Here is a 15001-nt window from a genome sequence, read left to right on the forward strand (position 1 = left end):
TCATGGGGTCTGTGCTGCGATTTGTCGTTCTCGATCGAGCTGCGGTTCGGGTCGTGGTTGTCGCGATCGCGATTGCGGCCGTGTTGGCTTACTCCTTTCTTTGGAGGACGGTGCGCGTTCGCAATCACGCGGCGGACAAGAAGATCGTTGTGTGGCTAGAGATGGATGGGGCCATGTCCAGACGTCTGGCGCTCGACTCTGGTGCGCGTAGCTCCACATTTGTCTGGGGATGGTCATCGCGCGATGCGTTGATAAATGTGTTTGTGTTGCAGGGTGATAAATCGGTTCGTATTGGTTCCTGTGGTTACCAGGGGCGGTGGTCGCGAGCAGTGGACTATGTCGTGTTGGTGGTGGAGCGCGAGAATGGAGAGTTGAGGGCCTGGTGCGAGCGTGTCTCTGCGCTGGACACGGTGATGTCCATCCGGTGACGAAAGATATTATCGGGTTTGGATAGGCCGTGCGAGCAATCGACGAGCCGTCCGCATGGACGCATGCATCAAAGTCAGAACCCCGGGCAGCCGAGGACGCCGGATGCATGATGTGGCGGCGTTAGCGCCCTCGTGCTCGGTGGCCGCAGCTCAGCGACAGTCGCGTTCTCGTGCTTGGGCGCTGCAGCCCGAGCCCATACGTTCACGATCGGGAATCGGCTGATGACGACAGCGGCAGGTCGCCTTCGCGCAAGTTCAACAAGCCGGTCAAACTGACGCGTCCCCTCGCGTGGCCCGTGGGCGTACTCCAGGGCGATCTCCTGTTCCTCCATGCGGAGCTGAGCGACAACGCGGTCGATCCGGCGCGGGTCCAGTACCAGGGGTTTGCCAGCTACGCGGAGGTGTGCGGCCACGACGCGGATCCCGGGAGGTGCCGCGTGGTCGAAGCGTGCGCCCCGAAGCCGGGCGCGCCCTCCGGGAGGAGGGTTTGCGGGCTGGAAGCGCTGCCCGGAGACGACGGGCCGATCTCGGTGCCCGAGGAGGCGATCGTCGCGCCCGTGCAGCTCAGCGACAGCGGGATGGGCGGCACGGCGCTCTCGCTGTCGCGGGTGGTGATGCCCGAGAGCGGCACGGTCAGCTTGCTCGGCACCGTCTCCAAGGAGGAGACGCAAGGGCCGGTCGGCCTGCGGGTGGATCGGGGGAGCGAGCGGCTGTTCCGGGCGTGGCTCGGACAGGCGGCGATCTCGCCGGCGAGGAGCATGCCTGGCCTGGACACTCCGGTGGTGTTCCCGGTCAGGGCGGGCGCATCAAAACTAACATAAAAACAATGACTTAAACTCGCTCGTGGCCGGCTGGTCGGGGCTGGCGGCCGAACACAGCGACATGTCGTGTGGCAGATCTCGGGGCATGGCACCGTTCATCGAGCACTTCGCATCGCTGCCCGACCCGCGCGTCGTCGGGCGATCTGACCACAAACTGCTGGACATCATTGCCATCGCTATCCTCGGCACGATCTGCGGGGCGGAGGGCTGGGACGACTTCGCCGACTTCGGTGAGTGCAAGCATGGCTGGCTGAAGACGTTTCTGGACCTGCCGGCAGGCATCCCGAGCGCTGATACGTTCCGTCGGGTCCTGAGCGCGCTCGACCCCGAGGCGTTCAGCGCTTGCTTCGTGGCCTGGATGCAGGCGCTGGTCGGCTCGCCCGACGGTAAGCTGGTGGCGATCGATGGCAAGACGGCTCGCCGATCGTTCGACCGTGCCGCCGAGCGCTCGCCGCTGCACCTGGTCAGCGCCTGGGTTCAGCAGAACAGCCTGACGCTCGGTCAGGTGGCGACCGACCCCGAGTCGAACGAGATCACGGCCATCCCGAAACTGCTCGGCATGCTGAATCTTCGAGGTGCCACGGTGACCATCGACGCCATGGGAACCCAGAAGGAAATTGCCCAGGGAATTGTCGACAGGGGAGCCGCCTATCTGCTCGCTCTCAAAGCGAATCAGACCAAGCTCTATGAGCAAGTCGCTCAGATCTTCTCCGAGGCCGGCACCGGCTTCTTTTCGCTTGTAAAGCACACGGTGCACGAGACGGTCGAAGAGGGACACGGGAGGCGTGAGCGGCGGCGCGTCTGGACCACGACGGACCTGAGCCGGATCACGGAGGCACCGAAGTGGCCGGGCCTGCGGAGCATCACGATGGTCGAACGGGAACGCCAGGCCGGCCCCGGCGGTGAGCTCACGTCCGAGAGGCACTATTTCATCAGCTCGAGCGCACGCACTGGAGCCAAAGCGATGGCATCGTTGATTCGTGCGCACTGGTCGATCGAAAATCGATGCCATTGGGTGCTCGATGTCGCATTCCGCGAGGATGAAAGCCGCGTTCGAGCCGGGCAGGAGAACATCGGGCTGCTGCGCAAGATTGCTCTCAATCTCCTGAAGCAAGACCAGACCACCAAGCGTGGGATTGCCGCAAAACGAAAGAAAGCTGGATGGAACCACGACTACCTGCTGCGCGTCCTCTCCGGAACCATTCCTCCAGGTTAGACGCGCCCGCCCTGTGTTCCCGGTGGAGGCGGGCGACGAGCTCGCGTTCACGGAGTTCTTCGAGAACGAGGAGGACCTGCGTCCTGATCTGCTGGATCCCGGGATCGCGGTGTCGTGGTGGCCAGAGCTCGTGGTGAACGAGACGGGCACGGTGATCGACGTGCCGCGGGTCAATGCCCGCGCGATCCCGGATGGGACGATCGATGCCCGCATGGTCGGCGGGTTCCGCGGCTTCAGCTACGGCGAGTGGACGACGGAGTACGCGTTCGACGAGGCGCTGTTCGGCGAGGAGCCGGAGGAGGGCGAGCCGCCGTACTTCACGCGCGTCGAGCCGCACTGGGAGGGGTACCACGCGAGCTGGTCGCCCGAGAGCGCCGGCTTCCCGCTCGTGACGAGCCTCAGCGGGCCTGTGTTTCGCGGCGCCGGGGCCGACATGTACATCAGGGCCGGCGAGCTCAAGCCGTCGCGCGTCGGCGGCGTGCGCCCCGAGGACGTGGCGAACGTCCCGGGGCTGCGCAAGAGCACGAGCAGCACGGCGTCGAACGATGTCGCGTTCGTGGGGTCGTTCGCGCTGACGACCGGGACCACGGAGTCGAAGCTCGAGCTCGTCGACATGAACGGCGATCGGCGGCCGGATGCGGTCACGCGGGGCAGCATCCAGATCCAGACTTGCGGAGGCGACGGCCGCTGCGATGGGCAGCAGCCCGGGCAGTATGGCGCGCTGAGGGTCGAGGGCGCGGGGGACTTCCGGACGTTCGAGAACGCGAGCGCGCGGTTCGGGTTCGGGTTCGGCTCCGCGGCGTCGGCGATCGCGGACAAGGTCGATGCGGGAGGGGAGACGCAAACGGTGCTCAGCCTGCTGCCGTCGCTGGGCAAGAGCTGGGGCACGTCGCTGACGACGCGCGACCTGCTGGACATCAACGGGGACGGCCTACCGGACAAGGTGAGGTCCGAGGGAGGCGTGCTCCACGTGCGCTTGAACCTCGGTTACCGCTTCGGGGAGGAGCGCGCGTGGGCGGAGCTGGATCCGAGCGACGACCCGTTCGCGCCGCTGCCGGACGTGGAGGGGGACCCGCTCACCGCGCTCGGCCGGGTGTGGTCGGCGGCGCAGCTCTCGTCGGTGCGCGTGCAGGACAACACGACGAACAGCCTGCAGGTGGGGTATGCGGGGATCGGCGGCGGGATCGCGCACACGGTGAGCCGCACGCTGGCCGATTTCGTCGACCTGAACGGGGACGGGTTGCCCGACCGGGTGATCAAGCAGCCGGGGCAGGACTACTACCGTGTGCGGTTGAACCGCGGCGACGGGTTCGGTCCGGAGGAGAAGTGGAGCGCGCCGGCGGTGAGCGGGAGCTTGCCGTGGGGGGTGCAGCTCGAGAAGGACTTCACGCGGGAGATCAACGGCAGCAACGACGCGCTGTCGTTCTCGGAGACGACGGCGTTCAGCGCGAGCGCGGGCGTGCCGATCAAGATCCCGACGCCGTACGTGTGCATCGTGCTGGAGATCGCGGCGCAGCTCGGGCTGAACGACGGGCGGAGCGAGCTCGGGTGGGACGACGTGGACGGCGACGGGATGGTGGATCACGTGCTGAAGCTGAGCGACGGGATGCTGCGTCCGAGCGACGGGGCGCTGCGTGCGCGGCTGAACCTGACGGGCAAGACCAACCGGCTGTCGCGGGTGGTGCGGCCGCTGGGCGGGAGCATCACGCTGGACTACGAGCGAGAAGGCAACCGGGTGGCGTACGGGAGCGGCGCGGGCGAGCTCGACGTCGATATGCCCGGCAACCGATGGGTGCTGTCGCGGGTGGAGGTCGAGGATGGGATGGGCACGCCCGCGTACGTGCACACGTTCGATTACCACCAGAGCGGGTATTACGACCGGGCGGAGCGCGAGGATTACGGGTTCGCGCAGGTGACGACGACGCGGGAGGACGGCTCGCAGGTCGTGACGCGGTACCACAACCAGGACTATTACCGTCGCGGGCTCCTGGCGGAGGTGATCGAGCAGGACGCCGAGGGCCGGCTGTACAGCCGGGAGCAGGTGTTCTACCGGGAGCCCGGGGCGCAGCCGGCGGTGACGGGGGCGTTCTTCCCGGCGGAGCGGCTGAGGACGACGTCGTGGTACGAGGGGAAGACGACGGATCCGGAGGCGCCCGGGAAGCAGAGGAGCGAGGAGCGCGACTGGGACGCGCTCGGCAACCTGGTGATGCTGAAGGAGCACGGCGAGCCGGGGACGCTGGAGGATGACGTCACGTACACGGTGCACCCTGTGGTGTACGACGGGCCGTACATCGTGCGGGCGGAGGGCGTGGAGGCGCGCGACAGCGCGGGGAGGCTCTTGCGCGAGCGCACGGCGAAGTACAGCGCGGTGACCGGGGCGGTGGAGTGGGTCACGAACACGGTGATCGGGGGCAAGGCGCCGGAGACGGGGGCGCCGTACACCGGGGAGGGGTCGACGAATCCGACATGGCATTTCTTCCACGACGCGTTCGGGAACCTGTCGAAGGCGGTCGACCCGCGGGGGTACACGATCGAGTACGGGTACGAGGATGTTGCGGAGACGTACCTCGAGTGGGTGAAGGACTCGTTCGGGTACGCGTCGGAGTCGGCCTCGGACTACCGGTACGGCGCGGTCCGCTGGGTGAAGGACGTCAACGGTCATGAGATGCATCATGAGCGTGACGCGTTCGGCCGGCTGACGGCGGTGTTCGGGCCGACCGACCCGATCACGGCGGCGGAGGCGACGATCTCGTTCGATTACGCGCTCCAGCCGGGGGCGAGCGTGGCGGCGCCGGCGTGGGCGCGGACGCGGCACAAGGATGTGCTGCACCCGGGGGACCCGATCGAGACGGTGACGTTCGTGGACGGGCTCGACCGGGTGATCCAGACGAAGAAGGACCTGGAGAAGGACCAGGGGCCGGGGGTCGAGCCGCTCGTGGGGATGACGGTGAGCGGGCGGGTGGTGTTCGACGAGCGGGGCCGGGTGGCGCAGCAGGGCCAGCCGGTGTTCGACACGGGCGAGGCGACGGCGTTCGTGGAGGTGGCGCTGAAGCACCCGATCGAGCTCGACTACGACGTGCTGTCGCGCGTGATCGAGCGGCGGGAGCCGGACGACGAGGCGGGCGAGGCGGTGACCACGACGGTGTACGACCTCGAGGAGCTCGATGGGGCGACGTGGTTCGTGGCGACGGAGATCGACCCGAACGGGAAGGTGCGCAAGGCGTACCAGGACGTGGACAACGCGATCGTGGCGGTGGAGGAGCGCAATCGGTTGCGCGGGTCGGACACGTGGACGACGCTGGTGACGCGGTACGGGTACAATCCGCTGGATGAGCTGGTCCGGGTGACGGATGCGCGCGGGAACGTGACGACGGCGGAGTACGACACGGTGGGGCGGATGGTGGCGCTGACGAGCCCGGACATGGGGCGCACGGAGTGGCGTTACGATCTGTCCGGCAACGTGGGGGCGCGGCAGACGGCGAAGCTCCGGGACGAGTCGGCGGACAAGGTGATCCGGTACGAGTACGAGCACAACCGGCTGGCGCGGGTGGACTACCCGGATTCGCCGGATGTGACGTACACGTACGGCGAACCGGGCGAGAAGGGCGACGAGAACGGCAACCGCGCCGGGCGGCTGGTGGAGGAGGAGAGCGAGGCGGGGACGAGGACGTTTGCGTATGATCGGCTCGGGAACGTCAAGGAGCTGACGACCGAGTTCCCCCGGCTCCGGGAGCCGCACCGGGGGTCGTACCAGGCGAGGATGGAGTACGAGTACGACGCGTTCGGACGGCTGCTGTCGATGAAGTTCCCCGGCTCCGGTGCGGAGGTGGTGACGTACGGCTACGACCGAGGGGGGCTGGTGCGGTCGGCCGTGGGGACGAACACGCAGGTCAATCCGCAGCACCCGGACGAGCCGCCGGTGACGGAGTACCTGAGGCACATCGGCTACGACGAGCTCGGGCAGCGGGTGCGGATGGTGCATGGCAACGGGATCGAGACGTCGTACCGGTACTACGAGAAGTCGCGGCGGCTGGAGCAGATCAACGCGGATCATCGCGACCCGTACCTCGTTCAGCGAGGCCGTCCGGCGAGGCCGTTCCAGCGGGTGCGGTATGACTATGATCCTGCCGGCAACCTGGAGCAGGTGCGGAACGAGGCGCCGTACGAGCAGGACATGCCCGGGTCGGTGCTGGTGGGGCCGACGGTGCATGAGTACAGGTATGATGACCTGTACCAGCTCGTGTCGGCGAGCGGGACGTACCAGGACCGGCGGGACTGGCGGTATCAGTACCGGCTGTCGTTCGAGTATGACGAAATCGGCAACATCGCGGTCAAGGATCAGGCGAGCTATCGGTACACCTATCAGTCCTGGTGGGATGGCAGGGAGTGGAAAGGCGAATGGAGAGAGGATCACCCCATTCGCGAGCAGACGTACCGGTCGGTGTACCACTACACGGGTTCGCAGCCGCACGCGCCCCGGCAGATCGACGAGTACCTGGTGGCGGAGTCGATGCCGTGGCCGCGGGTCATCAGCTACGACGACAGCGGCAACCAGACTGGCTGGGTGTACGTACGGCTACGACCGAGGGGGGCTGGTGCGGTCGGCCGTGGGGACGAACACGCAGGTCAATCCGCAGCACCCGGACGAGCCGCCGGTGACGGAGTACCTGAGGCACATCGGCTACGACGAGCTCGGGCAGCGGGTGCGGATGGTGCATGGCAACGGGATCGAGACGTCGTACCGGTACTACGAGAAGTCGCGGCGGCTGGAGCAGATCAACGCGGATCATCGCGACCCGTACCTCGTTCAGCGAGGCCGTCCGGCGAGGCCGTTCCAGCGGGTGCGGTATGACTATGATCCTGCCGGCAACCTGGAGCAGGTGCGGAACGAGGCGCCGTACGAGCAGGACATGCCCGGGTCGGTGCTGGTGGGGCCGACGGTGCATGAGTACAGGTATGATGACCTGTACCAGCTCGTGTCGGCGAGCGGGACGTACCAGGACCGGCGGGACTGGCGGTATCAGTACCGGCTGTCGTTCGAGTATGACGAAATCGGCAACATCGCGGTCAAGGATCAGGCGAGCTATCGGTACACCTATCAGTCCTGGTGGGATGGCAGGGAGTGGAAAGGCGAATGGAGAGAGGATCACCCCATTCGCGAGCAGACGTACCGGTCGGTGTACCACTACACGGGTTCGCAGCCGCACGCGCCCCGGCAGATCGACGAGTACCTGGTGGCGGAGTCGATGCCGTGGCCGCGGGTCATCAGCTACGACGACAGCGGCAACCAGACTGGCTGGGTGTACCGGGACTCGAAGAGGCGCGAGACGGAGTGGAACGAGGAGAACCGTGTCAGCCAGGTGAGGCAGGACGGGCAGCTGCTGTCGCGGATCCTCTACGATGGCGACGGGGAGCGGCGGGTGCACCTGCACCACGTGAGCGGCGAGGAGGAGACGGCCTACCACGACCAGCACCTGACGCTGCGGGACGGGCGGTTCATCACCAAGCACATCTACGCGGGGCAGACGCGCATCGCGAGCAAGATGGATCCGGACTGGTTCCGGGACCCGCCGACGATCTACTACCACCCGGACCACCTGGGGAGCACGAGCTTCGCGTCGAACAACGAGCAGGCGCTGACGCAGCGGGATGAGTACTTCCCGAGCGGAGAGCTGTGGATCGACGCGTCGGACTCGCGGTACGAGCTGCGACGAGCGTACGTGTTCACGGGCAAGGAGCTCGACCAGGCGACGGGGCTCTACTACTTCGGGGCGCGGTACTACGATCCGCGGATCAACACGTGGCTGAGCCCGGATCCGATCCTGGACGAGTACATGGCGGGCGGGCCGGGCGCGGGCGTGTTCAACCCGGGGAATCTGGGGCTGTACAGCTATACGCTGAACAACCCGGTCAACCTCGTCGACCCGGATGGTCGGCAGGCGCAAGGGGCGCACCGGAACTTTGCGCCCGGCGCCAACGGCTGCCGGCACCCGAGCTGCTTCACCGGGCCCGAGGGGGCCGCGTTTCACCAGAAGCAGCTGGTGCAGCGCATGAACTCCGGCGCCTCCTCGGCGACCGCAGCGGCCATGGCGGGTCGGGCTTCGCGCGGCGTCGGCGACGCGATGCGCCGGGTGCTGTTCAGGCTGGTGGCGCAGCAGCAGGCAGTGCGCCCGCCTGCGCCGGCGGCGGCGCCCGCGCAGCCGGCGCAGGCGGCTCAACCTGCACCGGCAGCGCAACCGGCGCAGGCAGCGCAACCTGCGAAACCGCCGCAGAGCCCACAACCGGCGAAGCCGCCGCAGGCTTCCAAAGGGGGAGGATGGGCCCCGCCAGCTGAAGCGTCAGCCAAGATCCCGAGCTCGTGGGGAGCGAGCAAATCAACGAGAAAGGGGGTTGGTGTGCGATGGCAGGATCCGAAAAATCAGGGGAATGGCGTCCGTATCGATCGCGGCAACCTGAACAATAGCCAATCGCTGCAGCAGGTGGACCATGTCGTGGTCAACTCGAACGGACGAATAATCGGGCCCGACGGTAAGCCCATTGCTGGAGCTCTAAGTGAGCATCCGAATGCTCATATTCCGCTATCGCAATGGTTGAAGTGGAAAAGCTGGAACTCGCCTTGATGGATAATGTGATGAGTGGCGAAAAGTGCTATCGGGAACGTATTCGAGAGGTGCTGGAGCTCTTGTCGAGCCCTCAGTTGCAGCGTGCCTATCAGGCGCGGGCTCCAGCTGTGAATGTGGCAGAGGAGCTGTTTAATCAGTGGGAGGACTGGTATCATCCAGAAAGCGTCGATTTTGTTTCGCAGTTTTCCTCAGGTGAAATGCGTGTGCTTGAGGAGTTTTCTGAGGTTGTAGATTCTATTGCTGGTGAGACGCCCCAGGTGCTCCCGCCGCTGGAAGAATTTATGAATGCTGAGGCGTGCAAGCGACTATGTGCTGAAGCGCAGAAGGCTCTGAGGGCACTGGCCATCCACAGTGAGCTGGACTGATGCGCTGGCTATGGGGTTGGTGCTCTCTGTGGGTAATAGTTGAGGGCCACTCTTGAATCGCATGGAATCATGGCTAGCTCGCCCGTTCTGTGGCCGCCGGTTATTGGGGGTCCGGAGCCGGCGCCGGAGGCTCCGTCCATCGGTGATCATATTCCGATTGGAAATCGGGAGATACTTGATCTGGGCGAGATGCCGGACTGGCGCCGCATCGAGCTCGACCAGGCGACGGGGCTCTACTACTTCGGGGCGCGGTACTACGATCCGCGGATCAACACGTGGCTGAGCCCTGAGGCATCCCCTGTGCGCCGTGAAAGCGGCGCGTTCCTTGTGAGATGAGAGGAGCTCACCCTGTCAAAAGTCGAGAAGATAGGTAGCCAGGTCCCCTGCGTGATGCCGCGAGGTATCCAGCAGAAGCGGGGCCGGAAAGCTGTGGGCGGCAATCCACGGCTGCGAAGCGACGGGCCGCAGCGCGAAGCGAACCCAGATGTAGCCTCGTCAATCAACGGAGAGGCCGAGCCGCTAGGGGAATCGGCGAAGGCAGCACGTGGCGGGAAGGTGCTCGACCAACGCACCGCTGCGCTCTCCCGGGGTAGCAGGGGCAGCACGTCGCAACAGGAACGCGCTGAACACGGGAGACCTCGCCCGGTGTGGCTGGCAACTGCAACGGATCATTCAAGGTCGCAAGCCGAGATGGTCGGGCCGGCGAGGAGTCGGAAGGGTTCGTAGTACCGAAGAAGGCGGTGAAAGCCGCCGGAGGGAAGGGGCCCTGCTCGACGATGCGACCCCTGCGGGGAAGGAGAGGCGATTGTGGCAACACTAGGAACGCCGACAAAGATCCGGGAACTGCAACGGGCGCTGTACCTGCGCGCCAAGAAGGAGCCGAAGTTCCGCTTCTACGCGCTCTACGACAAGGTCTGCCGGCCGGACATCTTGGTCCACGCCTATGCGCTGGCGAAAGCCAACGGAGGTGCTCCAGGACCCGACGGCATGACCTTCGAGATGATCGAGGCGAACGGAGCGACGGCGCTGCTGGAGGAGCTGCACCATGAACTGAAAGCGAAGATGTATCGACCGGGACCGGTCCGACGGGTGTACATCCCGAAGCTGAGCGGCGGGGAGCGGCCGTTGGGCATTCCCAACATCCGCGACCGCATCGTGCAAACGACGCTCAAGCTGGTGCTGGAGCCGATCTTCGAGGCGGATTTCGAGCCGGATTCGTACGGCTTCCGTCCGAAGCGAAGCGCCCACCAAGCGCTGCGGGCGATGCGCGAGGCGCTGGAGCAGGGGATGGGCTGGGTGATCGACGCCGATCTCAGCGCTTACTTCGACACAATTCCGCATGACCACCTAATGAAGGCAGTTGCGGAGCGTGTCGTCGATGGCGCGGTGTTGGCGCTGATCAAGCGCTTCCTCGAAGCGCCCATCGTACAGGAGCGGGAGGGCGGTCACCCGCGGCAGAACCGACAGGGGACGCCGCAAGGCGGCGTCATCTCGCCGCTATTGGCGAACCTGTATCTGCACCTTTTGGATCGAAACTTCCGGCGACGGGTCGAACGAGGAGAACTCGCAGGACGACTGATCCGGTACGCGGATGATTTTGCGGTGCTCACGCCTCGTAAGCCGGACAAAGAGATGGCGTGGGTGGAGAAGATCGTGGGCCGACTCGGGCTGGTGCTGCATCCCGAGAAGACGCGCATCCTGAACGCCCGGAAGGAGGATTTCGCCTTCCTTGGCCATCAGGTGCGTTGGCGGTATCGGCCCTACGTCTTTGACCTTGCCGGCAAGACCGCGAAGCGCATCCGTGACGAGATCCGTCGGAGGACACGACGCACCTGGATGAGCCTAGAGGCGATGATCGCTGATCTGAACGGCTACATTCGGGGTGCTCGGAACTACTTCCGACAGGTCCGCCCTCGGGCGCTTGCCGATCTCGACTACTTCGTGCAGCAGCGCATGGCGCGATGGTGGGCGCGCAAGCACGCCCTCCGTCGCCCGGCGTGGTCGCTCACGCACCGGGGAACACTCTATGGCCAGCACGGTCTGGAGCGGTTTTACCTCCCCCGGGCGCTCCGACCGGCACCTTCAAGGGGTACAACGTGAACGTCGAGGGAAGCCGTATGCGGGAGATCCGCACGTACGGTTTGATGAGGGGCGGCTGGCCCGTGCGTCATGCACGGCGGGCTGGGGTCTACTCCACCATTTGACCTCGAAGAAATGGCTGAAGAACGCATGCTCGCGGACGATGCGGTCAAAGGCATCCACCAGGCGGCGAAGCCACTCCTCCCGCATCGTGGGGATGCAGTGATACCAGTACAGCCCCTGGCGATAGAGCGAGTGCGTTCGCTTCTTGACCGTGTTGACCTTCAGAGTTCGATCGAGCCCGGAGGCCTCGCTGGCGGCGCCGAGCAGCGTCAAGAGCGTGTGCGCCATGGCGACCAGCAGCAGGAGCCGATCGCGCCGGGCCGCATCGCGGATGTTCGTCGCCGACAGCCCCATGCCGAAGTGCAGGTCCTTGGTGTCACGGAAGGTCTCCTCGATCGTGAACCGCCGGCCATAGAGCTTGACTACCTCCGCCGCCTTCGTGGTCGCGAGCGACGTCGCCAGGCACCATGCCTCCTTCATGCGCGCCGCATTCACGAGCACCACGGCGCCCACGGCGGCACGCTTGTCCGTCACTCGCGCGCCGACCAACAACTTCGGCCGGCCGTTCGACGGCACCCAGTCCTCGGCGGGACGCACCGCGCCCTCGGCCGATTCGACGAGGATGCAGCCTCGGAACCGGATGACGAAGTCCCAGCCGAACGCTTCCAAGAGCGCGTAGAGCTCCTGGTAGCCGAACGCCCGGTCGGCCAGGAGCGTGATGTTCACGTTCTCGGGCAGCCAGGTGTGCAGTCGCTCGACCATCTCCAGTTCATGTCCGGTGCGCTGATCCTTCAGCGCCGACTTCTTCACCGTCTTCCAAGCCAGCGGCATCGCCCGACCGTGGGTCGTCACCATGTAGGCGCAGAGCGTCGTGTGGTCGTCCTTGTCGAAGTCGGTCCAGTCGAGGGCGATGAGAATCGACGCGTTCTCTCCCACGACGAACCGGACCCAGCGCGCCAGCACGATGTCGAGCGACAGGGCGTCGTTACCCAACATGCGGTCGACCTGCTTGACGCCGCTCTTGGCGGTGATCTTCGCCACGTTCGCGTAGGCCTGCCCGATGGCGTGGATCGACAGGACGGCGGCGTTCAGAACCCCGGCGACGCCGTTGGCCAGCGACAACACGCGCAGGGCATGCAGATCGGGGCCGAAGACGCGGTCCACGAACTCGCGGGTGTGCTCCAGGCCGAGCTTCTCTCGGTCGGGCTTCTGGGTCGAAAGCGAATCGGCAACGGTCACGGGCGGCATCATGCCGCATCAACCACCCGCCGGGCGATGGATTCCCGGCTCCGCGAAGAACAAGGGGATCCCTCAGGGCTGAGCCCGGATCCGGTGCTTGGCCGGTACATGGCAGGCCATGTCAATGGCGGCGTGTATCTGCCGGCAAATCTTGGGCTGTATACCTACACCTGGAACAACCCGGTTCGCCTGGTGGATGCGGACGGGCGAGCGCCTGGCGATCCGTGGTGGAAGCGTGGTGGGCTGCAACTGCTGGGCGTTGCTTATGGCACCGTTCAGGCGCTGGCTCCCGGCGGGTTCGCGATGGACGTCGTCGGGCCGCCGTCCCGCGACCCCGATTTCCTGGCTGGGCAGGCAGCGGGCAACGTCGTCACCGGCGCGCTTGAGGTGGGCGCGGGGGTGATCATCGGCGGAGGGGGCGGGGCTGCAGCCGTGGGCACTGGCGGGGCTGCGCTTCTCACGGGAGTGCCTGAAGCTGCGGTGGTTGTAGGCGGCGCGTTGGTCACGCAGGGAGCCGGCAACATTGTGGCTGGCGTGGAGGCGTGGAACGCTGCCATGTCTGGGGCTGGGTCAGGATCCGGTAGCCCTGCAGGGGGACCGCCTGCGTCAAGCCACTCTCCGTCGTCGACGGCATCTTCGGGAACTGCAAGGGGAGGAGCGGCCCTACAGTGGCAACTGGAAGGCTTCCAGTCTAAAGGGGGCTATTGAGAAGTTTGCCCGGGTAGTAGTGGAGTTCGGAGTGGCGGTAAAATGATTTATAAGAATTCGAAAAATGGAATCGAAGTTGTTCATGACCTCGAGGGTGATTACTTCAGGATTCATGATCCTAGTTTGCCAGGTAGACGGACGTATCTGGATCTAGATGGTGGCGTGCCGAATAATAAGATTGTGGGGGGGTAGGCAGGTGGGTCGAACTCAGGCTGAGTACAACGCGGTGACTCACTTCAAGAACACGGACTGATGGCGATGGTTAAGAAGCGTAGAGTGGTCGTTGTTCCGAAGGACAAGGGTTCTCAAGGTGCACTTGATACCGATTCGGCGGATTCGTGTGATCTTCTCGAGTATTGTTTGAGTGATGCGGAGTTTGGTGTTCTGCGTGAGCAAGGTTTGCTCGATGCTATCAATGAGAGCGGTCAGTGTAATGTGGACGACTACGAGGACGACGCGATTGTGGAACGTCGGCTTCTTGAGAATGTGATGGATAGGTTGAATGAATTTCATGACGTAACTGGTGGGGAGGCGGCGGGACTTCTGCGGGTGTTGAAATTCTTTGTTTTGGAGGCCATCGAGCGCGATACAGGGGTCTTTTTCTATTTCTGATTACGTTTGCATGAAAATACAGGCACTCCTAAACATTTCGTAGGTGCACGGCGTGGCTGGTGGTCCGGCCCACGAGCTGCCCGGCCTGGCGCCGTGCTCGGGGCCATCAAGGTTCTTCGCTTCGCTCCGACCCGCTTCGCGGACGCCTGTTGAGAATCAAGTTGGTTGATGCCGATCCCCTCAGGTTGATTGATGGCCATCGGGCAAGTGAGCGGCGCTGGTCACGGCCGTGATGGTCGGCCCGTCGCGCACCTGAGGGGGCCGGAGTGCTCGGGCGCGTCAAGGGTACCCTCGCCGGAGGCTCGGCGGCTGCGCCGCTCTTGACCCGCCCTGCGCGCTCCGGCGGCAGTCTCGTACGGGCGATGGGCGGACGGAGCCTCCGGCGGGAGTTCCGGGCACGGGATGGTGATGGACATTGTGCGTGCGAGCGAGCCATCATCCAGCCTGCGCGAAAGGCAACTTGCGGCAATGTAAGCGTTCACTGCCCGGACCGCTTGTCCCGCAGCCACCTTCCGGAGAATGTCCGGTCGCTTGCATGAGGAGGCCAGCTGCGTAGGGTTCGGGTCCTGTGGAGCGCGATTGGCGAGACGACCGGATCGAGGAGCTGGAGGCCCTTGTCGCGAGGTTGATGCGGCGGGTGGCCGAGCTTGAAGCACAGCTCGCCCAGTCCTCCGGTAACTCGTCCCGGCCGCCCTCGACCGATCCTCCCGGCGCGCCGCCGCCGTCTCGCCCGAAGCGCACAGGACGGCGGCGTGGTGGACAGCCGGCGCATGAGAAACATCGTCGCACACTCGTGCCGCCCGAGCAGGTGCTGAGGGATCCCCTTGTTCTTCGCGGAGCCGGGAAT

At 65.3% G+C, this 15001-nt stretch carries 9 protein-coding genes and 2 pseudogenes; 10 read left to right on the plus strand and 1 reads right to left on the minus strand.

Features of this window, described 5'->3' with window-relative positions:
- Nucleotides 1–2 precede the first annotated feature (2 nt).
- The 8 genes from WMF31_RS06350 (at nucleotide 3) to ltrA (ending at nucleotide 11553) form a co-directional block, all read left to right on the plus strand.
- Nucleotides 3–428 (plus strand): hypothetical protein, encoded by a 426-nt coding sequence (locus tag WMF31_RS06350; protein WP_436601068.1) that lies wholly within the window; start codon nucleotides 3–5, stop codon nucleotides 426–428.
- Between the two features lie 296 nt (nucleotides 429–724).
- Nucleotides 725–1249 carry a hypothetical protein gene (locus tag WMF31_RS06355; RefSeq protein WP_436601069.1) on the plus strand — a complete coding sequence of 175 codons (525 nt, stop codon included), beginning with the start codon at nucleotides 725–727 and terminating at the stop codon, nucleotides 1247–1249.
- Between the two features lie 85 nt (nucleotides 1250–1334).
- Nucleotides 1335–2465 carry an ISAs1 family transposase gene (locus WMF31_RS06360; protein ID WP_436601070.1) on the plus strand — a complete coding sequence of 377 codons (1131 nt, stop codon included), beginning with the start codon at nucleotides 1335–1337 and terminating at the stop codon, nucleotides 2463–2465.
- Nucleotides 2466–2478: 13 nt separating this feature from the next.
- Nucleotides 2479–7317, plus strand: coding sequence for an RHS repeat domain-containing protein (locus WMF31_RS06365; RefSeq protein ID WP_436601071.1), 4839 nt, complete (start codon nucleotides 2479–2481; stop codon nucleotides 7315–7317).
- Between the two features lie 691 nt (nucleotides 7318–8008).
- On the plus strand, nucleotides 8009–9085 hold the full coding sequence (locus tag WMF31_RS06370) for an RHS repeat domain-containing protein (RefSeq protein ID WP_436606525.1): 1077 nt from the start codon (nucleotides 8009–8011) through the stop codon (nucleotides 9083–9085).
- Nucleotides 9061–9453: a hypothetical protein gene (locus WMF31_RS06375; protein ID WP_436601072.1), complete on the plus strand. Its 393-nt coding sequence runs from the start codon at nucleotides 9061–9063 to the stop codon at nucleotides 9451–9453. Before WMF31_RS06370 ends, WMF31_RS06375 begins: the two co-directional genes overlap by 25 nt.
- A 189-nt stretch (nucleotides 9454–9642) precedes the next feature.
- A complete protein-coding gene (locus WMF31_RS06380; protein WP_436601073.1) occupies nucleotides 9643–9789 on the plus strand; it encodes an RHS repeat-associated core domain-containing protein in 147 nt (48 codons plus the stop codon).
- A 471-nt stretch (nucleotides 9790–10260) separates the two neighbouring features.
- Nucleotides 10261–11553, plus strand: a complete 1293-nt coding sequence (gene ltrA / locus WMF31_RS06385; RefSeq protein WP_436601074.1) for a group II intron reverse transcriptase/maturase — start codon at nucleotides 10261–10263, stop codon at nucleotides 11551–11553.
- Between the two features lie 108 nt (nucleotides 11554–11661).
- On the opposite strand, the pseudogene WMF31_RS06390 reads toward ltrA, so the two are convergent.
- Nucleotides 11662–12834 (minus strand): annotated as a pseudogene (locus WMF31_RS06390) (IS4 family transposase); the annotation flags it as partial.
- A gap of 960 nt (nucleotides 12835–13794) precedes the next feature.
- On the opposite strand from WMF31_RS06390, the gene WMF31_RS06395 reads away from it, so the two are divergent.
- On the plus strand, nucleotides 13795–14154 hold the full coding sequence (locus WMF31_RS06395) for a hypothetical protein (protein ID WP_436601075.1): 360 nt from the start codon (nucleotides 13795–13797) through the stop codon (nucleotides 14152–14154).
- Between the two features lie 568 nt (nucleotides 14155–14722).
- Nucleotides 14723–14965, plus strand: a pseudogene (locus tag WMF31_RS06400) (DUF6444 domain-containing protein); the annotation flags it as partial.
- Nucleotides 14966–15001 lie beyond the last annotated feature (36 nt).

This window comes from Sorangium sp. So ce1036 (assembly GCF_051369805.1).
In the GTDB taxonomy this organism is placed as follows: domain Bacteria; phylum Myxococcota_A; class Polyangia; order Polyangiales; family Polyangiaceae; genus Sorangium; species Sorangium cellulosum_F.